Raw genomic sequence first — 23,068 nt, 5'->3', positions numbered from 1 at the left:
TGCTAAAGAATGTCGCCCAGGGTGGCTATGCCTTGGCCCCGGCGGCCGTTTGCCCGGCGCTGTCCGGGTTTGCGGTAAGTTTTACGCTTGGGGGGCGGGTATTTCTCTGGCTGGTCAATCCAGCCCTTGGTCCGGATGAACCCGTTGGGGTTGCCGGGGTCAAAAAATGTGTGCGGTTCAGGCAATTCGCCGTGCTCCCGGTGCCAATACAGCTGGGCGAGCTTCATTCTCTCCCAATAAACCCCGGAGATTTTCGGAAAAAGATCTGCCGGGGCCGTGCCGTAAAGCTTCCCTATGGTGATCAAAATAGTCCGGCGGTAGTCTTTTGACCAGGCTTCGCCGGGATAGAGCCAGGTCCGAGCGGAATTCAGCAACACTTTCGCATGCTTCCTGAGCGCCCAGGCTCTTTCCAGGTCAATATCTTCACCGCCGGCCGGAACTTCTGTCCCTGTTTCTTGCTTAGCTGGCCCGAATCTGCGTGGTTCGTTCCTGCTTCCCGGTTCTTGTCCATCTGCTATCGAGCCGATAGGCTCACCGCATCGAGGTTCCTGCCGTTCTGGTGGTTCAGGTGCAGACTTTTCCGCCAAACCGCAGGTTTTTCCGCCTACTAGTTCTTGTGGTTCTTGTTTAGTACTTGCACTTGTAGGCGGAAAAATTTTCCGCGAAGCAACTTTAAGGGCCGTGGTTTCGGTACTTTTTTTCGAGTTGCTGATCCGGAACCGGACCTTGGTTTTTGCAACTTCTGTCCATAGAAAATCAGGGTTAATTGCTACCTCAAAATCTGCCTGCCTGCCATGGTGTATCTCGTAGACCGGTTTGCCGTTGGCATCTTCCTTTAAAGGGAGGAAGAACCCGGCTCGCTGAAGGACTTTTCGGTAGTTCCGGATACTGCGGTCGGTCCTGCCCGTAATGTCGCCCAGGAACGGATTATTGATATTGAGCAGGGGCATATCCTGTACCTTCTCCACTTTCCGGTCGCCACCAAACTGCCAAAGGCTAAATTTCCTGGCATACAGGCGTACCAGCTCTTTGGCCAGGAAGATGTGCGGCATCTTAATCTTTTGGCTCGTTACTACCTGTGATTCGTTGTACTGCTCAAATAGGCTCTCCATCAAACGGTGCGACTTTGGGAGGTCTATCCGGTAGGTAGCCTTCCCGTTTTCGGCTTTGCTGTTATGGGAAATAGCTAATGCAGGCATCTTTTAAGTTTTTTTGAAAGAAGGGCAGCCAGGGCAACAAGGCCCTGCGCTGCCTTCTGTACCGCAATGAATCTGCAGTGGTTCGTGCTGTCCAGGGGGGTCGAACCCCTTGATGGCGACCGTCTCGCCAGAAGCAAAAAGAAGGGCCGGCTAAATATGCAGGAAGCGGCTCATGTGCTTGGTAAATAAAAAGTGCCGGCCCTGTTTTCTTAGCCAGCCTTCCGGTGGCAGCTATGCACACCTCCGGCCGGCTGGCGCTCTCCAAAATGGTTGTTGTAGTAAGTGATAAGGGCGTTGAGGAGCAGCATTCTGGTCTTGCAGCCTTTGCCGTTCTTGGTGTCAGGCATGGCAGCTACCCGTTTGCGCAAAAATGCCGCGTTGCTGGGCTGGGCGATATGCTCCAGCTGGTCGATGTCAGATTTCAGCGTATGGTAGTTCATGATCCACCGGTAGGTTTCGTTGTCATTAGGCAGATGGATGCAAAGGAAGCGCATGGCTTTGCTAGCTTCTTCCGCCAGGAGTTCCAGGTGCGTCTGCATGATGTTTTTGGCTTTCACATCAAGGGAGGCAAGGTCTTTGCCCCGAAAGCGCAGCGTTATTCTGATCTCGCCCGGTATCAGGCTTAGCTGATCGTCAAAATGGATAGTGGGTTTCATGCGCTGAAGATTGTATTTGCTATTGAGCCTTTGAAGCATTCCGGCTACCATGTACGAGGGGGTATTAGGGTATCCGCTAGTATGATTAAGGGCAGGCTGGAAGTAGCCCGGCACATTAGCCAGGCCTTAATCCAACTTCAAATAATCAAAAGCCCCTAAGGGTAAAATTTGCAGTCAAAAGCTGCCCGGCAAAAAGGTAGACGCCGGGCAGCATGGGAAAAGTGAAAGTGTTCATAGTACGTGATCTTCTCATGACCGGGAAGCCTGCCGCCTATGGTCCGAGCACCGGAACTGCTGATACGGCGGCAGGCAGGTAACCCCATGATTAAAATACTTCCTGGCCCCGAAGGGCTTCCAGGTCTTCCCTGTTGTAGAGAGGCGGGCGCGTATTGCGCCGCCGGACAAAGCCCTGGTCGGAAAGTTCTTTGAGCTTGCGCGAACAAGTCTTTTTGGGCGGGATGCCCAATACCTTGGCGGCTTCCATCGCCTTTAGCCATGCCGCCTCCTTGGTTTGTGCTGTGGCTGCCTGTTTTTCCAAAGCCTCAGTTTGCCTTTCCATTGCAAGCGTATGCTTCTCAAGGGCAATGGACAGCCTTTTCATTGTTTCCAGTGTCTGTGCATCAATCATGCTGCAAGGGATTCAACGGTTTCAAGAATAAGGTTCTCTCCGGTTTCGATTTTGTACAAGATACTAGCCTGCCGCAGAGTCAGTTTGTCTGCTCCGGCACCAGCTTTGAGGAATTCAAGTACATCGATATCCAATAGCCGGGACCAGGCAACGATCTCGTTAGCCCGCATTTCGCCCCAGCGGTCTTTACTGCCAAGGGCGAGCACCTGAGTAACGCGGTATTCGGTATAATCGCGGTCGTAATCGTTCTCGAAGTACCGGGTAGTCTTTGCCAGGCGTACGAGTACGTTGTCAATCAGCTTTGCCAATTTCGTACGGTCGTGAATCTCGTTGAGGTCGGCTTTGTAGTCTGGGTCGCTGAGTAAATCCTCAGCCACTTGCCTTATTTCAGCTTTATTCATACCTTGGTGTATTGAAATTAAGTTTTCACCGAACACACTCAACAAAAGATGAACCACTTACAACCTATCTGTCCTCCTTTCAATCTCCGTACATAATTGCAGGCAATAGTTGATTGCTCAAACAAATAGCGTTTTGTTTGACGGTTCTTTTTCTTTTGCTGAGGTGCTTTTAGCATTTGTATGACACAAATATATCTCATTTTAAGTGAGAAATCAAAGGTTTAACCTGTTTTTAACCGGTTAAATTTCACATTTTTTATCATCTCATGTTTATAGGGAAGAATATCAGGTATTTAAGAAGCCTTAATCAGCACACCCAAAAATCACTTGCTGATAAACTAGGCAAAACTCCTACTTCGGTTGGTGAGTACGAGAAAGGTAAAAACCTTCCTCCGATAGACGTAATAATCAAGATATGTGAAATTTACGATGTGTCTTTGGACCAGCTCGTACACAAAGACCTTCAAGCAGAACCGTACGTTCCTGAGCGGTCCAACGATAGCAGGGCCGAATACAAAAACGACGTCCTCCTCAACAAGATGCTGGCTATAAAAGTCCTGGAACTTATAGAGGTCATACAAAGAGAATCCCCGGAAGACTACCAGGGTCTCCGCCTCGAAACATTCAGTGAGACGATCAAAGAAACATTTGATGTAAAATAATATGTTTTAAAAAGCTTGGGTTTGAATACGTATTGTTTTATTTTTCCGGTCTAACTTATTCATCTTGATTTCTCATGAACAAAAGACAGGAAAAGCTGAATCAGATAGACGCTGAGATACGTACGAACCAATCGAATGCTGACCGTACCTTTTTGCTGGCCAGAGCGCTTAAAGTATTGGGCGAAGTACTTAAGAAGCGGAAGAAGAATGGGGATGATCAAGAGGAGGTACAGCAGAAGAAAAAACACTCCCTTTAACTGTGGCGGATTTGGTATCTTTAAGTCATACCTAGAGATGGCGAAGTTTGTTTCCTATCCTCAAAGGGGTATGGTGCAAATGACAGAAAAAGGGGCCAAAGCTTTAGAAAGGGGCGAATTACCATTGGAGGAGCTTCATAATGATCCGGATTTTATCAAACACCGTGAATCCGTTAAAAGTAAGAAAGAGAATGAGGTCGAACTCGATAAGGTAAACGTTGAGAATGCCTCACCGCAAGATTTGATTGATTCAGGGTTCTCGGACATAGAGATCGAAGTTAAAACAGACTTAGCTTTAACAAATCTACAGCCCGGCCACTTACCGATAAAGGAGTCGAGGGGGAATAATGGATGCAAAACGAGTGAATATTGGAGCAGTGCAGGTACTACCAGTTTTTGATTTCCTGGTAGTACCTGCATTTTTAGCACCTCTGAAATCTTACCTGCTAATCATCAACCGCTTTGCATCCGGGTACCCATCAATTTTTAACCAGTAAATGCCTGCGGGCAGCCCGTCCACATCCAGTTGATGCTGTGTATCTCCATGAGGCAGTGCCCATGCCCTCACAGCCCGCCCCAGCCCGTCCATCAGGCGGGCCTGCGCCGGTGCTTCCAGCGGGGCGCCCAGTGATAAAGTAACTGACCGGGAGGCCGGGTTGGGCCAAAGCGCCAGCTGCCCGGTGCCAGAAGCACCAGTAAGCTCCATGGCAGGGCTGCCCCCAAATTCAGTGCTATTGGAAGCCCCTATGGTGCTCACCGGGCCAATAACGGCGGTAGCCGCTCCGCCAGGCGTGCTCGTGAAAGCCCCAAAGCCCACTTCCACGCACTCCTCCAGGTGGTCCTGCATCTGTGTGATCAACTGCCAGCCACTCCCGCCGGGGATGCGGTAGAAAGCCTGTAGCAGGCCGTTGTGCCGCCGCATGCCCAGCGTTACCGGGGTTGCTACCGCCTGAAAGGGCGTAAAGCTCTTGCCGCCGTTCGGCTGCAGGCGGCTCTCCCAGCGCAGCAAAGGCGTCAGGTTGGTGAACAGCCCGGCCATGGGCGACCCGGCCGCGCTGCTGTTGCGCATGAATATGCCCGCATACGTACCCGGGCCCACCGACTGTACCTCCGCGCGGATGCCGGACCCTTCGCACAGCTCCTGCACTACGCCCGCCAGCTGGTCCGTATTTCCGGAAATGGGGTTGTAGCCCGGGCTGTTGAGGGTGAAATGCCCTTTGGACGGGTCGCCCGTGGCACAGGGGTCGTAAGCATAACTGCTGCTGCCCGGCACCATGCCGATATCGGCTGTGCCCCAGGGCGGCGGGATGCTCTCGCTGATGAGCACTTCCACCTGCGCCGTGCAGCTGCTGCTGTTGCCATGTATATCAGAAGCCGTCAGCTCTATACTCTGTATACCCAGATCGCTGCAGTCAAAAGCCGTTTGGCTGATCATCAGCGTGCTGTAGTCCAGCCCGCAGTTGTCGCTGCTGTTGGCAAAGTCCAGCACCTCGTCGGCCAGCAGCTCCCCGGTGCCGTCGTAGCTCAGGGCTACTTCTACATCAAGGCAGGCCAGCTGCGGCGCTTCCTCGTCCGTTACAATAAAGGTGTAGGTGAAATCCTCCGCGTTGCCATAATCATCGGTGGCAACGACTTCCAGCTCATAGGTGCCCTGAGGCACGGTGAGGTAGAGGGCATACTGCCCGGTGGCCGCATCAATCAGAACCGTTTCCAGCTGCCCGGCCGAAGGGCCGTCCTGGTTTTCCAGGGTAGCCTCTACCGTCACGCCCGAGCAGTCTTCTATGGAAAAAGCCCGCCAGATGGCTGAGTAGTGGCAATCGCCGGGGTCCGTGCCCACTTCCAGCACGCCTTTGCTCGTGAGCGTGTCCCCATTGCTATCCAGCACGTGCAGGGGCGGCGCTTCAAAGTCCGGGAAGCAGGGGTCGAAGGGCGCCGGGTCCAGCGTATTGCATAGCCCGTCCTGATCGCTGTCGATATCGTAGCACAGCTGCGTGGACACCGTGTCCTGCAGCACCTCCGGGTAATCGCAGTCCGCTGCCAGGAAGGTGTACGGGTGCGCCCCCCGGAAGGCCGTGTCCTGTGGCGTGATGCCCAGCTGCCCGGCTTCGTCCAGCTCAAAGAAGAAGGGGGAGAAATCGAGTACCAGCGGCTCGTCCGGGCTGCCCAGCTGCCCGTTGCCGCCAAAACTGAGCGTGACAGGCAAGGCAAAGAGGGCTTCGTGGGCTGCGCTGTAGTAGCGCACCTCCATTTCCCCTTCCGGCATGGCATGGTACACGGTGGCAAAGTAGTACGCCTGCCCGTTGACCAGCTCCGGGGCCGCTGTGCCGCTCAGCTGGCCGTTGATGAAGAAGGCCAGGCGGTCGGCTTCATCGCCCAATGACAGCCAGGGGGTATACTGCGCCCGGGCAGAGAGGTTCATGCTGAACGGCTGTTGCAAAAGAGGAGTGCTCCAGCTTGCGGGCAACTGTGGCTGGCTGCCTGCCGTAGCCAGTACAGGTGTCAGGCTGTAGTCCAGGCAGGGGCCGCCATAGGCCGCCTCAAAGCCGGGCAGGCTCAGCAGCTCAAAGCCGGCCTGCGGCTCCGCGCTCTGTATTGGGATATCCTCCCACTGCGGCCCGGCGTAGGCTTCCTCAACGGTGACGCTGAGTGCTGCGGTGGCAAAGTAAGCGTTGGCTGTCTGCTCGGTGGCGCGCACTGTGACTGTGGTGGAACCAAACCAGGCGGGGTCCGTTGGGATCAGCGTCAGCTCTGCCCCGTTAAAAAAAGTCAGGACGTGCGGGTTGAAATCCGCCGACCAGGTAATACCGTCGTTGTCCTGCCGCTCCAGGAACGGCAGGAGGCCCAGGGGCGCGAAGGGCACGCCCTGTAAGGTCTGTTGTGCCGGCAATGCCTGAAGCCCGATGGGCGCATCACCGTCCGTGAAGACTTCAATTTCGTAGGGCGCATCAAAACTGCCGCTCACGCCCTGATGCACGAAAGCGTAGGGCTGCTGCGCGATGTAAATAGCATCTGTGGCCGCATGGTAGACCCGCACCTGCAGCTCCTCCCCCGTAGCGGTATTGGAGAAAACCGTAGACAGGTGGAAGACCTGATCTCCGATAGCTACCGGCGTGCTCACGCCCCGCAGTTCCCCGCCAGCGAAGAAAGCGATGAGGTCATTGGCATTGGCCGTCAGCGCTCCATCGATGACCAGGGCAGCATTGATGCTTGCCGAGTAGTCGTAGCCCCCGGGCTCCGGTGCTGCCCAGTCGGGCGGGCCTGCGGATGCCCTAAAGGCCGCCGCCATCAGCAGCGTGATCAATAAATATCGCATGGATTATATTTTGAGCCGTTGAGGGTGCCGGCCTCCGGCACCCTCAGCAGGCTTGTTAAGGCTGTAGATTCAATTTCGCAGACTGTACCTGGCCATTACCGTGCAGGGTAACGAAGTACAGCCCGGCAGCCAGGTTATTAGGCCGCCATTCCAGCAAGTTGCCTCCGGCAGCAGCTTCTGTCTCGATACGTGCCACTTCCCGGCCGGTCGCATCTGTGACGACTACTATAATATCGGCAGCGGCCGGTGCCTCAAAGCTCAGGTACACCCGCTCTGTAGCCGGGTTGGGGAAGAGCTCGAAGCGGGGCGCCGTGCCGGTAAGGGCCGCAGCGTCCGTCACGCTCTGCAGCGTCAGCGGCTCCGGCAGGTTGACCGTGCCCAGGATGTCGTTCGCAATGAAGACAAAAGACTCTTCCACGGCCTTGATTTCACCGTCTGCACCGTCGTAGTACTTGAAGGTGGCCGTGCCGCCCTCGGCGTTGCCGTAGACGGTCATAAAGAGCAGGTAAGCATCCACCGCCTCTACGTAGATCGGCTGCGCGCTGCCGCGCACCTCACCGTTGATGAAGGCGCCGACCTCGTCCCCTTCATGCAGCAGGTTGCCTGTTTCGGCATCCGTGACCACTGCGATCAGGTTCATGCTGTGCTCATAACCGTGCGGGTCCACTTCCCACTGCGAAGCGCTGCGGCCTTCGATACCATCCTGATTGCGGAAGGCTTCCTCATTAGGCCCGTTGAAGTTCTCCGGGTAGGTGAGCGTGCCCGCCTCGCCCAAGTTGATCAGGTAGCCGTTCGGCGAGCTCATGAAGTCCAGGTTGCCCACCCAGCCTATGCCGGCAACGTACTGCGCAAAGCCAGCCTGGCTTTTGATGATATCGCCATTGAGCGGGCTGAGCGATGCCAGGGCCTGATTGACCGGCATGCCCGCCTGCGGCAGGTAGCCGATCCAGTTCCAGCCCGCGGACAAGCTCATGGGCGTAGCCGGGTCTATCGGGTTGCCCAGGATCACCAGGCTGTCGAAAGCGGTGCCGTTGTACTGGTACATCGTCAGGTGGGACAGCGCCGTAAGCGAGCCGGCCCAGACACTGCCGCCGTTGAAGTACTGGCTGAAGCTTGTCTGCCCCTTGATGGTGGCATCTTCCGGGCGCGTCAGGCTCGAAAGGGCCGCATTGATGCTCGGGTCTGGCAGCTCCAGGTTGTAGGAGATCCAGTTCCAGCCCGGGAAGATCGGGATCTTGCGCAGCAGCAGGTTGTTCGTGTGGATGGCCTGCGGCACGATGGGCGAACCGATGAGGTCGTCGGCTACAAAATCGAAGCTTTCGTTTGTGCTGCCGTAGAGCAGACATTCCATAGCGTCCCAAATCTGGAAAGTCACCGTCTCCCCGACCAGGTTGTTGCTGTAAACTGTCAGAAAAGCAAGATATTCTTCTACTTCCGGCACGTACTCCACAGCTGCCATGCCGCGCAGCTCGCCGCCGACAAAAGCGCCTATCAGGTCGAGTTTATCAGTCGAGATTTCCCCCTCAATATCGAGTTGAAGTGTCATCGTCATGGAATAAGCCCAGTCCATAGGGTTGACTTCCCATTCAGGCTGTGGGCATACAACCTGAACCTTGATATCCAGGGGTTCATCCCCTTCGGCGGTCATCATAGGCAGAATGTGCTCGTAGCTGCCGGGGACTAGGTCTGAGGGAAAAGTAAAAGTGACCGTCTCGAAGGAGCCCGGAGCTACTGTGCCGGAAAGAGGGCTGGCTTCCACCCATGCTGGCAGGTCAGTAAGTGTAAAATTAGCGGCGGCTCCCCCCTGATTGCGGATGTCGCGGGTGATTACCAGTACATCGCCTTCCGGGATGACCTCCCTAATTTGATTGACCTCCCAGTACAAAGTGGAGCGGTTGACAAAAAACTCCCAGCTGACGGGTTCTTCCAGCATATTGCCAACCTGGTCTTCCACACCTTCCACAACTACGCGCAGAATCTGGTTTTCAATAAATTGGTTGGGCACATTAGGGACCACAATGATTTTATCTTCGCTACAGCTGATCACCGCATCGATAAGCTCGCCGGTTGCGGTATTGTACAAGCCGATGTTATTGTTGTTGAAAACATCTGCCTGTATGAGCAGGTCGCAGCGAATAGGCTCATTGAAGGTGATACTGATCTCGTCTCCCGGCGAAAGGACGCCGTCGGCAGGCTGAGGCAAGCCGAAGAGGCGGGGAGGGGTACGTTCTATTTTGCCTTTTACCACCTTTGAAATACCTGGGTTTTGTGCCCCGAAGCACTGAGTGACTGCCCGGGCTTCATAAAGCCCGTCCTGTAGCCCTTGCGTATTCCAGGGGACGATAGTGAATACATCTCCCAGCTCTTCTTTCTCCAGCTCGGCGATGTTGATCCACGATCCATCGCCCTGAGAGCGGCGGTACTGCACGCGGATGAGTTCCAGGTCGGGATCGCTGGTATCATATCCATTAGCAGTGATGTTGAGGATGTTCCCACTTTCCGGTGTGAGCACCCAATCTTGCAACGGGAAGCCCAAGTCCACTTCACTGCAAGGCTCCAGGAAGTAAACATCGAGTTCCACTTCTTTATAAAAACGTTCGTCTACGCCTTCGCGTGGAATCCCCAGCCAGATAGCGCGCTCGAATTCACATCCGGACCGGAGTGCAATACGCAGATTCTCGTAGGTATACTCCACTGGGCCGCGCTCTACAGAGATGGTAACCGTTAGCGAACCATCGGGGGGGATTTGGTAGATCAGTTCGCTGGCATTGATTTCGACGCCATTGGCTTTTACGATAGCCCCGTCGGGATTGCTTTCCGGAACGAGCTCCAAGATGTAAAACCCAGCATCCCCTGAAGGAGCAGTGTTGCCAAGCGTGAGTTCAAAAATAGCAGCTTCGTTAGCTGTAACATTTGTTGCTACAAAGCTATTACTGGTAAGTTGCACCTCTTCGCGGGGCTGCGTATTGGGCTCCCAGGGGCAGGCTGACTGGCCGCTGACTACTTCAAATACAGAGGTGCCGTAAGCTGGGTCTGTTTTGATGTTGACGGTAAAGTTGTCCAGCCCATCATCATCAGTGAGTACAAAACCTGTGGTCCGCTCGGTAGAGGTAGTGCTAGAAGTGGTGGAAGTGGCTTCTGTAGACCAGGACATCGCCAGCCCTGCTACCACACCAATACCATTAACATTGACACCAAACTCTGTTGAGAATCCGTTGCTGAAATCCTGCGTCCAGGAATGGGTAATGGTTTTGGTCACTTCGGATGTTTGTGATTCTTCGTAAACTACTCCGGCATCAAAAGTGATATTACGGTCGAATATGGCTTCCTCCTTGAGTTGAGTATTCAGGTCGATGATCCCCTGCCATCGTTCAGCGCTCACTGTATCGCCAATATTTAGTAGGCTGGGGATGACGAGGTCTGTAATTTGACGCTCAGAGTAAATAAATGTTGTGGCAAACCCATCGGGAAATATATAAAGCCCTTTATCCAGAAGGTAGCTACAGGATGTAGTGTCATAAATAAGTTCATCGGTGATACCATAGATAAAGTTCATAGCGCCACCGACATATACGTCTCCGCCCATATCGCTGCCTACAATAAATTCATTGTCATCTGTGGCAATATTCTTCGTTATCGTCAGGCAGGTTTCCATTTCGTTGGAAGTGTAGGAGGTGGTACTCGCCTCCAGCTGATACCCCAGATCTGCAGTGACATCTACCTGCAGGGAGGTGGCGAAAAACGGAGTCCCCACCGATGTCTCGATATCAGGGCCCAGGGATACAGTCACGCCTGCCTCCGTATTCATGGTACTGGCTGCTTCAAAACTCCAGTTTTGGCAGGTGGTCTCTCCGGTTTCCAGAAAAGAATAGCTGCCATCGCCCGGCGGGTCTCTCAAAATGATGGTCGGTAGTTCAGGCGCGGTGGAAGTGAATGTTGTTTCCCGTGGCCGCCTGCCCAGTACAACAGCACTCTGGGCTTTGGTATCCTGTTCGTCGTTTGCCTCGGCAGTTACCTGAAGGGTTTTGAGAAAGGGCGGCACAATATTAGGCGCATCAGCCCGGAACCGGTGCACAAGGCTCCCTTCCGTCATGAGAGTGTCGAACTGGGTAAGGTTGGCAATTCCGTTGTTGATGGTAATCAGAGCGGTATCGAGGTAGCATACGCCCCCATCGTAAGCCTCAAACACCCGTATGGTGGTTTTGGCAGGTTGCAGCTGATTGAGCATGGGGTCGCCGCAGGAGTTGGTATCCAGTTGTGTCATTGTTACCTGAGGGGGCGCCAGATAGATGAAATCAACGGTATCGCTTTTCATACGCAAATCAAGTGTGCGCCCGCCCTGATTCTGAAAGTAATCATAGATAACCGGATTGGAATGCTCAATCACAGCTATAGTGAGGGAGTCCGGGGGTACATTGGAGAAGGTGAATTTTCCATTCGGGTTTTCCAGGCGCTGGGTCTCTTCGTAGCAGCCGTCGAGGGAAGACAGTTTAACGCGGACGATGCTGCCATCGGGAATGATAGACCGGCGGCATTTGCCTCCTGCTAATTGCCCTGTGACCGTTCGCTTGGTCTGATCCTGGAAAAGTATACCGGATACCGGCACATTCAGGTTTTCCAGTTCCCAGAAGGCTGGGAAAAAGGTGTGGTCTTCAAATACAGGAGTAAGCACCACATCCGCACCGGGCTCGAAGTCTGCCACGAATTTGCCATTTTCATCGGTCAGGATTTTGGGTGCATTCGACTGTCCGTTAACGAGGATCTCAATGCCTTCAGGAAAACAGGTGGTACCCTCATAACGGACAAAGCCACTAACAGGAATAGTACTTTGGTCCACGAAGTCAATCTCGTCCACGCTTGTATTGCTGGGGTTGAGAGTAACAAGGCGGCTGGCAGGGGTGAATTCATGCGCAATGGTCTCCATAATGGAAGAAACGGTAGACCAGGTAGCACCAAAAATGGTGCCTTGCCCTGTAAATGCAGGCCCGGTGTCTTCCAGCTGCATGCCTTCGCCTTCGTTGAGCCCAAACATTGACTTCAGGAAGAGGTTATTCACATCTGTGCCGATATTGGCATACTCCTGTATTTGCGGAAGCGTAAGAGTGGAGTCGAAGAAAACTACTTCGTCGATCAGGCCGGTAAAAAAACTTCGGTGGCTACTGGCCCCATCGGCTTTGGCGCCGATCTTCCAGGGAAGCCCTGCCCAATCTGTGGCCACGCCGCTGAAACTGTGGGTACCCATTAGGTTGCCGTTTTTGTAGACTTCGGTGGTCAGGGTGCTGCCGTCTTGTATGAGGTTGACGGCGATGTGATGGAAGCCCATTTCCAGCGGGCCGAAAGCGTGGGAAGTTTCGTTGAGCACAAGCTCAAGCTGCCCTGCATTGAGACAGAGGGCAAACAGGTTGTTGCCGCCTGCATCTGCTTTGCTGAGTACCGCCTGATTGCCGCTGAAGTCGAAAGCCTTAACCGTTGTGGTAATGGCAGAGGTGTCTTTGATATCAAAATCTGTCAGGTCAGCATAACTGCCATTGACGCCATTGAATTCGAGGGACTGATTCAGATAGAAGCTTTTGGAAGGACGGGCCGTAAACGTTTGCCCGCTGCCGTAGTTGATCCCGGCAATTTCGTAGAAGCCACTTGCATTAGTAACTCCGGAATTGACCACTTCCGGGCGGTCATCCGACCATTCTGCACCGCAAAAGTAAAAGCGGGCTTTCAGTGCGCTCTGATCAAATGCTTTGGCCCCAACGCCCTCATCAAATTTCCAGTAGCCGGTCAACCCTGGCGCATTGCCTTGCACTGTGCGGTTCATGAACATTTGGATCTCCGTTTGAGCCAGTTGCCGGTCGAAGAAGCGCACCTCGTCAATACGCCCGTTAAAAAAACCAGTATCATCGGCCTTTTTGCCCAGGAACAGCGGGATGCTATCCGCCTGTATAGTACCTACGGCCGTTTCGATCAGTTCTCCATCCACATAAAGCAGCAGAGATGCGCCATTGTAGCTTGCTGCCACGTAGTGCCATTCGTCCTCGTTTTCGCTCAGGAAGGCGTAGTCCAGCTCGGTGACATCACCGGCATCCCGGCCGATGCCGAAGCGGATACCTTTACCGGAAGAGGCAGGAAGGGTGTGCAGCCACCAGTTTTTGCCGATGGTGCTGCCGAAGTCTATGATGCCTGCATTATCGTTGCCGTCCCCCAGCTTCACCCATGCAGATACCGTGAATTCGTGACGGGGGAAAGCCGGGTTGTATTCGGCGAATGCCATATCGTCTGCCCCGTTGAAGGCAATTGAATGGCCCAGGGTAGGCGTGAGGGTGACTATAGCTCCCGGTACCGCGTTGCCGCTGAAGGTTTCCACCTTGCCCGTTACCACGCCATTGGGATTGAGAAAGCCGAGAGAAGAACCGCGTTTCCCCTCTCCAAACGTATTGACTCCACTAACCTCATAGGTATAAAATTTTCCAGCGAGGACGTTAAAGTCCAGAAAGGAGAAGGTTTCTCCGTCTACTGTAGCCAACAGGGAGCCATTGCGGTAGATTTTGTAGCTGGATGGGGCAGGGCTCAATGGGTCAGGTGCCCAATCAATTTGTACCCGGTCTTCGAGGTCGCCCTCACTGGCCATGACGGCAGGCGCGGCGGGAGGGAGCAGAAAGCGGGACCAAAAACCATAGGAGCCTTTGTTTAATTGCCCGAAGTAATTGTCCACCACGGGCTGCCCGACAGTTATATCAGCCCGGCTGGTTGTACTGAAAGCATTGCTGGCGCTGCCGTAGGTAAAAAAGGCGCGCCCGATAAGGAAGTTGTCATCACTGACCGTCTCGCAGTTGGGGCTGTTCTGCCCGTATGCGTTGGTAAGACCGATGACAGACAACAAGCTCACCCAGAGAAGTTGTTGTAGTATGTTTTTCATGAGTAAAGATTCTTTGATTATTGAAAATCTATTCCTCCTTCTTTGCAAAAAGTAAGCAGAGAAGGAGAAACAGATTTTCTGCGAGTAAGACTCTTTGAGATTATTGAAGTTGCAGGTGACCAGGCTTAACGCGGACCGATGACGATGAAGTCGAAGTTGGCATCAAGAGAAGCAGTGTTAAAAAAACGGGTAGTTACTGTAAAACTACTTGTTGTGGTGCCCGCCGTACCGATAAGGATAGTGCTTCCGCTCCCGGAGGTCACAACAGGCGTTGGCATAGCACTAAACGCAGGAAATGATATCGAATACGCACCAGTCCCCTGTTTAGAAACACTAAAGCCTGAACCAGCTTTAACAGTACCATTAGCATTAACAGACCCCCTAATAATTCGAAGCCCTTCCTCTGCCACTGGGACTGGTTTACCATTATTAGCGGTGATGTTCCCACCGGCACTGATGTTCCCACCGGCACTGATGTTCTGATTGGCACTGATACTCTTGGATGTGTTAATATTGGTAGTTATGTTCTCAAAGTCTACTTCTATGCCCGTTACGGTGCCTGTGATTTCCAGATTGCCTTCCAACTTGGTATTGCCCACCACGTGCAGTTGCTGACCGGCACCCGGGGTAGTCGTACCGACGCCCACCGGACCTGTGGAGGGGAAAGTGTTGTCCTGCCCAACCACGGATAAAGCGTAGGGGGAAGAAGTGAGCTGTGCCCGGGGCATGAGTTCTGGCCCACCTGGCAAGGTAATGCCCAGATGGTAAGTGGTATTGAAGGGGATGTCCAAAGGGGTGTTTTCGCCCAAGAGCACACTGTACACGCCGCTGACAACATTAACCGTCTCGGTTGTCTCCCAAATGGCGGTGCCGCCGGCATCCGTTTCATAGAGCTTGAAGATGATGTCGTACTCCCCGTTGTCGACTGCAGTGCCGTCAAAATTTTGTACAGTGCCTTGCACGCTGAGTGCAATTTGTGCTTGAACGGTAGCACTTCCTGCGAAAAGTAAACAGAGAATGAAGTATAGGTTTTTCATAAGATTAGATGATTGTTTGGTTTAGCATTCAGAAAAATCTTGGAATCTTGATTCGAAAGCTAATATTCAACTTGCCCGCTCTTTTTTCTTAACTGTTAACCAACACAAATCCACTACAACCCCAAAAAAAACCATATCAAAAGCACTACATCAGCCAAAAACCACTGACAATCATTGCTTTGCGCCGTTAAAGGCGTAATCGCAATATTTAGCTTCAGCGAGCCTCTGTATATACCATGAGTTGTGCTACAAACTGTGCATACCGGTCTGGGCACAAAAAAGCACTTTATTCAGTCCCTTGTCGCACAACCACAAAGTAATGGCTGGAAACATGAAATGCTGTAAATAAGAATGTACCCATTGCAGGTTAAAATCACTTCAAAAGCCCTTCCAACAGGTGGCTCGTGTGATGCAGAGCTTAGCTTCCTCATCAGAAAACAAGCCTATATCAAAGCTTTCATAACTAGAACGTAACTACTTAGGTGATTTTGCAAAATAGCGAACATCCACAAGTGAACTCAACGCCGCGAGTCGTTCCTTCGCAGCTACGCTGCTACAGAAAGCCACACCTAAATAGTCACCAAGAGTGTTTAATAGAAAAGTGGCACCTATTGGCTCTATGCGTTGATTGCCAAGAGCTTTCGAAAAAAGAAGAATGTTAGATTGCGAAGTATTCTGAATTTAATAACCCGATGGACTTACTTCCTAAGGTTTAAAATAGTTTATATCAAGATTTTTTCTGTAGCCTTCCCATAAACAGGAAGTATTTTCAGCTAACAAAGCCATTAACTTAACTGTAGGTTTAAACCAAAAGATTTTGGAAGCAGCAGCTTCACAGTTATTTCACAGACTTTTTTAAACATCTTCCAAAATACTGTTTATCAGTCTATTAACCACATACACCAAGTCCTAGTGGGTCTACAAGAAAAACCCCTGAATATCAAAGTATTCAGGGGTTTTCTACTTTCAATACATTCCCTATTTATACACCATACGAAGTGGTCACCTACTGGCGCTGTCAGCCAGCACGGGGGAACGATAAATGTCGGGTCGTTGATCCAGACATTTATCGTCTGGGGCTTACAGTCCAGACATTCATCGTCTGGAATCTTGGATTTGCGACATCGGCCACTGACGAAGCGCAGCTTGTCAGGACAGTCCGCTGATGAAGTTAAGCTTATCAGGGCAAGTGCAAGCCACTTCCCAGCGTCAATGCTGACCCGCCTGCCTTTAAGTGGCCAAAGCCACAGGGGGCGAGACACGGACAGGCATTGAGTAGGTTTGCTGCTCCGATCTTTATCGGAGACCACTTAATCGTCAGTATACAAATCGTTGACAAAAAACCTTTAGTGCTCCTCGGACCAGCGTCTACTCCTTTCACGAAACGCCAACGCCTATCTAGCTCTCCCCCACCCACCTGGCGGAGCAAGAAGCGCCTAAGTCAGGGGGCGGAAGCGACAGGCAATACATCTGACCAACCTCGGTTGGAGCGGTCATTTCCAGTTCGTATCATCTGTGTGGTGGGGTTGAACGCAGTAATTGCCCTTAACCGAGCGACATAACAAGTTTACCTATGACGTAGACAAGTGGAAAAAAGGAAAGGCAGGCTGTGCATACTACAGCTTTTTTGAGGTCAACCTTAGTTTCTGTTTTTGGCTGTGCATCGAAAGTCAGGGTTTGCGTTTTCATCTGTATTATAGTTTAGGTGATCAATAAATTTGTTGAAGCAAAGATGGGGGCAGGCGAAGGCCAAAATCCGGACATTATTGGACAAAACCCGGACATAAAGCAACAAACCATTAAAAACCAAACACTTAGTAGGAACACCAATGGGTAAAAAAACTGGAAATACGCTCAACAAAATTGGAAAACAGCCTGCTCCCTTCCTACTTTAGTCTATATTTGAGGAGCGATTCAAATCTAACATAGGCAAATAACACGATGAAGATGCGAGAGCGCATCCTGTTCCTACTCTTGATCATTTGGGGCTGTGCAATACCAGGTGCTGTTGCACAACAGGTGCAGGCTTTGCCCAAGTTGGAGCGCTCCTACCTCAACACCTTCTACAAAGAAAATGACCCATCCTCTAAAAAGTGTTTCGAAGGCACTTTGATGGATGGGAATGGCCGGCTATGGCTCAAGCCCTGCGGCGTTGACATCCTGATCAACTCTATTGGTTTGTTCCAGTTTGACGGATATAGCTTTCAGCCTATTGAAGCATTCAAAGAAGATGGAAGCATACTAGACATCCCATGGGTCAGAGCAGTTGAAGAAAGCGGGCGTATTCTGGGTACTGAAAGTCAAAACGGCTTTTTCGTAATGGACCCCGATACCCGGATAAGCAAAACAAATTTATTCACGTACAACGCTTTACAAATCCTTCGTACGCTTGCCGTATCCACAGAATATGGAAAATCCCATGTTCTGGGCATGAAACAAGACAGTACCCTTGCATTATTCCAACTGGAGGACGATCAGCTCACCCCTATTTCTTCTTTCAGGCACCCAATAACCTCCGGGAGGCTGGATAGCTACTTTATGCGAAATGAAGAAGAGGAAATCTGGATTGGCTCACCCGACTTCGAAATCATTAGGTTTGATACTGAACGGTTAGAAAAAAAGGTCTATACACTTGAGGATTTTAAGACGAAGGGGCCTATCTCTGTCCCCGTTAGCAAAGACAATTGGCCACGTCCCAGGATATTTTTTAATGCTCAGGGAGATGCCTACCTCTTGTTGCCCGCAGGAGAAGGACTACAATTATTGAAATATGATCCTGTGCAGGACCACTTTGCTACTACCTCTGATCAGTTTCCTGATACCTGGCAGGTACAAGATATCTTTCCGGATCAGGCAGGGCAAATTTGCCTGCTGTTCATGGACCGCTCCGGAGATTATCATGCGCTCCTTTCCACCAACAGCGGTGCGTGGTTTGATTATTCAGATGTGATCGCGGGCCAGAAGGAAATTAGAAGCCTAGCAAGCCAAAATTTCATGCAACAGGTTTTCATGATCACAGGCAAAGGCTTGGTCACCGCAGGGATCCGAAACCAAAAGTTGATCCAGCAAACGCTACAGGGTAAATGGATCAGCTCCATGGCTCAGCTCCCAGACCGACGTGTACTCATTAATACCATAAGGGACGGCTGGTTCACATATAATCAGGAGACAGTTGAAACCACTGCGTTCAAGGGTCCGGACTGCCACATTACCCCTCCTCCGTTTGGCAAAGGGATGAGGCAGCAAATTATTCCTGATGACAAAGGGCGTTTATGGCTACTTTCTCATAGCCATCTTGTGCGCTTTGACCCCCGCACCCAAAGTTGTAAAACCTACCCTTTGAAAACCCGGTCAGCTCTTTTTGCGTTGGTACGGGACGACCTTGCAATTATACAATATAACCGGGCTGAGATTTTCTTTTTGGATTTAAAGACGAATAAAGAAGTATCCTTTGGTCCGGGGGTTCAGCGAAGTTTTCAGGGCTTTGTCCGGGATATCCTGGTAGCCGGCAATGGAATAGTTTGGATCCCCACCAATAATGGTTTGTGGAGAATAGATCTCGAAAAGGAACAAAGCGAAAAGCTGAGTACCGAACAAGGTTTTTCGGACTTCCGCTTTACTTCCATTTGGGAAGACCAACGGGGGCGGTTGTGGCTGGGTACGCTTCTTGGAGGTTTGAACCTCTATGACCCAAAATCAAAAACGATCAAGGTGATCAATAAAGGTCAGGGCCTTTCCAGCAATACCGTCATGAGTATTATTGAGGACGAGGAAGGAGATATTTGGGTGGGTACAGAATATGGAATTAATCTGGTTTCAAAAGAAGGGGTAGTCCTCAATAGCTTCCACAAGGAAGATGGGCTTACTTCTGACGTCTTTGAGCGTTTTGACCCTTTTAAGGATGAAGATGGCAAGTTATGGTTTGGCAGCCGGGAAGGGGCCAGCATTCTTGATCCTGTTGCCTTAAAGAATGAACTCCAATCCGAAGAAGAGGTCAAGATTTATTTGACGGAGATCGGCTATTACGATACGGAATTGAACGCCGAAGTCGTCCGGCACCGGAATCTGGCCCATTTGGGCGTATTGGAGATCGCACCCGAGCACCCCCACCTGCGCCTCAGGTTTGGGCTTTCCAGCTATCTAAGGCCGGAGGATAACCGGTATGCCTATATGATTGAAGGCAAAGACAAAGACTGGCGCTACCTGGGCACTCAGCCGGAACTCAACATCAGCCGCTTGCCTCCCGGAAAATACCGGTTGCTGATTAAGGGGGCTGATTTCAGGAATAACTGGACCACCAACCCTATTGCCATAGATATCCACGCCCGGGAATTCTTTTACAAGCAAGCCTGGTTCTATTTGCTGCTTGCCCTTCCATTTATAGCCTTTGGTCTGCTTTGGGCCCGCAACAAACAGCAGGAGTCCAGGCGGCTGGAACGCGAGGTGAGGCTACGCACCCGGCAGATTCGTAAGGATAAAAAGCTCATCGAGCAGCAAGCTGAAGAACTGAAACAGCTGGATGAGCTGAAGTCCCGGTTTTTTACTAACATTTCGCATGAACTACGCACGCCGGTGACGCTCATCAAAGCACCACTGGAACATCTAATTCAAGCCCAGGGTTCCTCCCTGACACAATCTATAAAAGAGGGCCTGCAAAAAGTACTCAACAACGCTGGCAAGCTAAGCCGGCTGATCGAAGAATTGCTCGAACTCTCCAGACTGGAAGCCAAAAAGGCCGAACTAAAGGAAGTGCCTACCCCCCTTGCCGCATTTTGCCGTCAACTGTTTGCAGCCTATGAGTCCGGCGCCCATTTGAAGCATATCGAATACCAGTTGGAATGCGAACTGGAAGAAGATGCCCTCTACCTGATTGACCGTAACCGGTTTGAGAAAATCATCAATAACTTACTGTCCAATGCGCTCAAGTTTACGCCTAAAAACGGGGCCATTACGATGCGGAGCCGGCAAGCTGCCGGGAACCTTGTCATTGAGGTTACCGATAGCGGACGGGGCATCCCCGGAGAGGACCTTCCACATATATTCGATCGGTACTTCCAAACCCGGAAGACAGAAATAGCGACCGAGGGCGGCACTGGCATTGGCCTGGCGTTATCTCAGGAGATGGCAGAACTGATGAATGGGGCGATCACTGTAGATAGTAAATGGGGCGAGGGAGCCTCCTTTGTATTAACTTTTCCAGCAAAGCGGGCTGAGGGCGAAAAAGCGGCACACCCACTTCTTTCCAAACCAATACCAGTACGTTCGTTCCCGGAAACGGTCGAACGCCCAGCCTCCCTCAACGGAAGCGGGCACCCGAAAGTCCTGATTGTGGAGGACAATCCCGATATGCAGCAGTTGCTCCTGGAGCTTCTTTCTGATACCTACCACTGCCAGGTGGCCAACCATGGCGCAGAAGCCTGGTCCTGGCTGGAGTCGAAGAGCGCTGAAGTCCAGGATATTGAGTTAATCGTCTCTGATGTTATGATGCCGGAGATGGACGGCTATACCCTTCTGGAAAAAATAAAAGCCCATGCAGACTGGCAACAATTGCCCGTCATTATGCTCACTGCACGGTCTGCCGAAGAAGACAAGCTACAGGCCCTGCGCATGGGGGTGGACGACTACCTGCTCAAGCCCTTCTCTCCGGACGAGCTCAAAGCCAGGATGGAAAACCTCATCCGCAACTACCAAACCCGGCAGGCTGTCCCCGAGCCGGATCCTGCACCACTGGCCCAGCCGGATTTTGAATTCCAGACCAAATCAACTTCTGCCGGCCAGGACTGGCTAAAGGAGGTGGAAACAGCGGCTAAAGCAGCGCTTGAAAAAGGGATTAAGCTCAACACCCTCCTGCTGGCTGAGCAAGTCTTCCTTAGCGAAAGGCAATTCGCCCGCAGGCTCAAAAAACTTACCGGCCTGACACCCAATAACTACATTCAGGAGGCCCGGCTTCAGCTTGCCCGGCAACTCCTCGAACGGCAGGTGTACACTACCGTCAATGAAGTCGCACAGGCGGCCGGCTACAGCTCAGGCAGCTACCTGACTAAGGTGTACGATCAGCGCTTTGGGAAGAAGCCGGGGGATTATTTTCAATAGGGTGACACTTCACATTTCCTCCGTTAGCAAACAATAGATTTACTATAAAAATGATGATTAAACTTTTCTGAAAGCTATACCACTACCCTACCGCTCCTGCAACACCTCAAAAGTAGCGTAGCCCAAACAGGGCGCCCCTGATGGGGTAAATCCCTGCACCACAACTTCGTACACGCCCGGGTGGTCAGGAGCGATGACCGTGATGCGCTCCTCCGGCTGCCCGGAACTCAATTGCAGGTCAGGCTTCCAGTACAGCACAGGCCGAAAGTCAGGCAAGTGCCTTTTTCCTGAATCCACGACTTGTTCAAATGGTTGAGGAATAGCGTAAGCCGTAAAAGCCGTAAAGGCTACCTGTTCGCTCCATTGATAGCCCGCAAAGTCGTCCGTTTGGGTCTTAATAGCCACAATTGCTTCCACGGTAAAGTCCCCAATGATGTAGTCGGAATGAAATACTTCAACGGCCTCCACTACGGCCGGATCTATTTCCAGCAGTGCTTCGATATCGTACACCGGGACATTATCCAGCAAAACCAACGGATGGTCCACCCATTCCTGATCTTCCGGATTGAAAACACTAAGCCGGGTTGCACCACCACTTTTCCGCAGTGTCACACCAGTGGTAATTTCATTGAACACCTCCGCCATTGTCGGCACTTCAATATAATCCGCCAAAACGATGCGGCGGTCAGGGGCAAGAATATTGGTGGAGGCCATATCTAAAAGCTCCGGTCGAAATACGGTCGCGGTTTCATGACCGGAGTAAGCCCGGGCTAACTGTTGATGCAGGTTTAACCCGGACAATAACTGATGAAGACTGGAGTCAAACTGCAGGGGGACCGCAGTTATCGGCGGAAGATTGGTATCAAAATCATTGCGAATAAAGATCTTATGATTCGCTTCAGGCGTCCCCACAAACACATCCTTTTGCTGCTTCATAGCCTGCAAACTGAGCGTAAATGCCCCCGACTCATCGGTCATCCCCATGTGGACCATAGGCTCCTGCTGCAAAACAGCTGCCGTTAGGGGTATACCGGAAGCCCGTTCTTCCTGGCCATTCTGAATAAAGCCACTGATAGTCAGCCCACGGGTTTCCGGGAGCCATTCCAACTGCTCCCCATCAAGGACTGGGGGCGTTGCTGCCCATTCCTCAATGGCTGCATCACTGCCCGGGACTGGAAATGCAAAGGATTGGCAGTAGGGGTCCTGCGCACAGGAAGCCTGCAGCCACGCATTGCGGCGCATCACCTGCGGAGCAGGCTGATTACCTAATCCTTTCAAGCGGACAGTTACAGACAGGGAGACGGTCAGTTGCTCCGGGCTGCTGATGCTAAAGCCCACAGATTGGCGGGGGGGCACTTGCTCCTGAGCTAAGCTGATCCGGATTTGTTGCCCGGTATCGTAGCGCACCTCTCCAGGGTAAGACAGGCGCGCTTCCTGCTCAATGACAGCCGGGTCCTCTGCAATAATCCGTGCATTTTCAATGTAAGGATTGGCGATAACAAGCTGCTGGTAGTGGAAGCGATCGGAGGAAAAATTACGCATATACCGCGTATAGGCTTTTAAAAAGTAGTATTTGCCGGGTACATCTTCGGGAATGTAAATAGAGCCGGCGGTAGTGTTGTTCTTCAACAGGTGCTTTTGCTGGATAATCGCCTTCCCTGATTCATCAAAGACTTCCAGGTACAGCACCTGGCTCATGGACCGTTTCAGCTCACCATCCAGAAAACACCAGGCTTTGAACCAGAGGGTCTCCCCTGCCAGACATACATTACGGTCGAGATGCAGCACGACCTGCTCCTGCGGCAGCAACCTTCCCCCACAGGGCACCTGAGCAGGCAACGGAGGCTTCCCCATAAATAATACGCAGGCAAACAATAGTATGGTGATGAACGGTTTCATAGGCTGTAATGCA

The 23,068-nt window shown here is 51.9% G+C and carries 11 protein-coding genes; 3 read left to right on the top strand and 8 right to left on the bottom strand.

Features of this window, described 5'->3' with window-relative positions; all coding sequences use genetic code 11:
- Positions 1–2: 2 nt before the first annotated feature.
- The 4 genes from ACO08I_RS21545 to ACO08I_RS21530 all read right to left on the bottom strand — a co-directional run bounded on the left by ACO08I_RS21545 (position 3) and on the right by ACO08I_RS21530 (position 2,884).
- Positions 3–1,199 (bottom strand): hypothetical protein, encoded by a 1,197-nt coding sequence (locus ACO08I_RS21545; protein WP_421947056.1) that lies wholly within the window; start codon positions 1,197–1,199, stop codon positions 3–5.
- A gap of 209 nt (positions 1,200–1,408) precedes the next feature.
- Positions 1,409–1,855 (bottom strand): hypothetical protein, encoded by a 447-nt coding sequence (locus tag ACO08I_RS21540; RefSeq protein ID WP_421947055.1) that lies wholly within the window; start codon positions 1,853–1,855, stop codon positions 1,409–1,411.
- 325 nt (positions 1,856–2,180) lie between these two features.
- On the bottom strand, positions 2,181–2,483 hold the full coding sequence (locus ACO08I_RS21535) for a hypothetical protein (protein ID WP_282773980.1): 303 nt from the start codon (positions 2,481–2,483) through the stop codon (positions 2,181–2,183).
- Complete coding sequence (locus tag ACO08I_RS21530; protein ID WP_421947054.1) at positions 2,480–2,884, bottom strand: hypothetical protein; 405 nt, start codon at positions 2,882–2,884, stop codon at positions 2,480–2,482. The genes ACO08I_RS21535 and ACO08I_RS21530 overlap by 4 nt, the downstream gene beginning before the upstream one ends.
- A 266-nt stretch (positions 2,885–3,150) precedes the next feature.
- Between ACO08I_RS21530 and ACO08I_RS21525 the strand changes: the two genes are divergently transcribed.
- Positions 3,151–3,546: a helix-turn-helix domain-containing protein gene (locus ACO08I_RS21525; RefSeq protein WP_421947053.1), complete on the top strand. Its 396-nt coding sequence runs from the start codon at positions 3,151–3,153 to the stop codon at positions 3,544–3,546.
- 135 nt (positions 3,547–3,681) lie between these two features.
- Positions 3,682–4,203 carry a hypothetical protein gene (locus ACO08I_RS21520; protein ID WP_421947052.1) on the top strand — a complete coding sequence of 174 codons (522 nt, stop codon included), beginning with the start codon at positions 3,682–3,684 and terminating at the stop codon, positions 4,201–4,203.
- Between the two features lie 39 nt (positions 4,204–4,242).
- Here ACO08I_RS21520 and ACO08I_RS21515 read toward each other — a convergent pair whose 3' ends face one another.
- The 3 genes from ACO08I_RS21515 to ACO08I_RS21505 form a co-directional block, all read right to left on the bottom strand.
- On the bottom strand, positions 4,243–7,116 hold the full coding sequence (locus ACO08I_RS21515) for a T9SS type A sorting domain-containing protein (RefSeq protein WP_421947051.1): 2,874 nt from the start codon (positions 7,114–7,116) through the stop codon (positions 4,243–4,245).
- Between the two features lie 55 nt (positions 7,117–7,171).
- Positions 7,172–14,026: a LamG-like jellyroll fold domain-containing protein gene (locus tag ACO08I_RS21510; protein WP_421947050.1), complete on the bottom strand. Its 6,855-nt coding sequence runs from the start codon at positions 14,024–14,026 to the stop codon at positions 7,172–7,174.
- Between the two features lie 125 nt (positions 14,027–14,151).
- Complete coding sequence (locus tag ACO08I_RS21505) at positions 14,152–15,063, bottom strand: hypothetical protein (protein WP_421947049.1); 912 nt, start codon at positions 15,061–15,063, stop codon at positions 14,152–14,154.
- A gap of 1,947 nt (positions 15,064–17,010) precedes the next feature.
- On the opposite strand from ACO08I_RS21505, the gene ACO08I_RS21500 reads away from it, so the two are divergent.
- Positions 17,011–21,156: an ATP-binding protein gene (locus tag ACO08I_RS21500; RefSeq protein ID WP_421947048.1), complete on the top strand. Its 4,146-nt coding sequence runs from the start codon at positions 17,011–17,013 to the stop codon at positions 21,154–21,156.
- An 87-nt stretch (positions 21,157–21,243) separates the two neighbouring features.
- Here the strand turns inward: ACO08I_RS21500 and ACO08I_RS21495 are convergent, their stop codons facing one another.
- Positions 21,244–23,055, bottom strand: coding sequence for a hypothetical protein (locus ACO08I_RS21495; RefSeq protein ID WP_421947047.1), 1,812 nt, complete (start codon positions 23,053–23,055; stop codon positions 21,244–21,246).
- Between the last annotated feature and the right edge of the window lie 13 nt (positions 23,056–23,068).

This window comes from Phaeodactylibacter xiamenensis (genome assembly GCF_965229835.1).
In the GTDB taxonomy this organism is placed as follows: Bacteria; Bacteroidota; Bacteroidia; order Chitinophagales; family Saprospiraceae; genus Phaeodactylibacter; species Phaeodactylibacter xiamenensis.
Note: the sequence above shows the minus strand (reverse complement) of the source record. Positions and strands in the feature narration are given on the sequence as shown.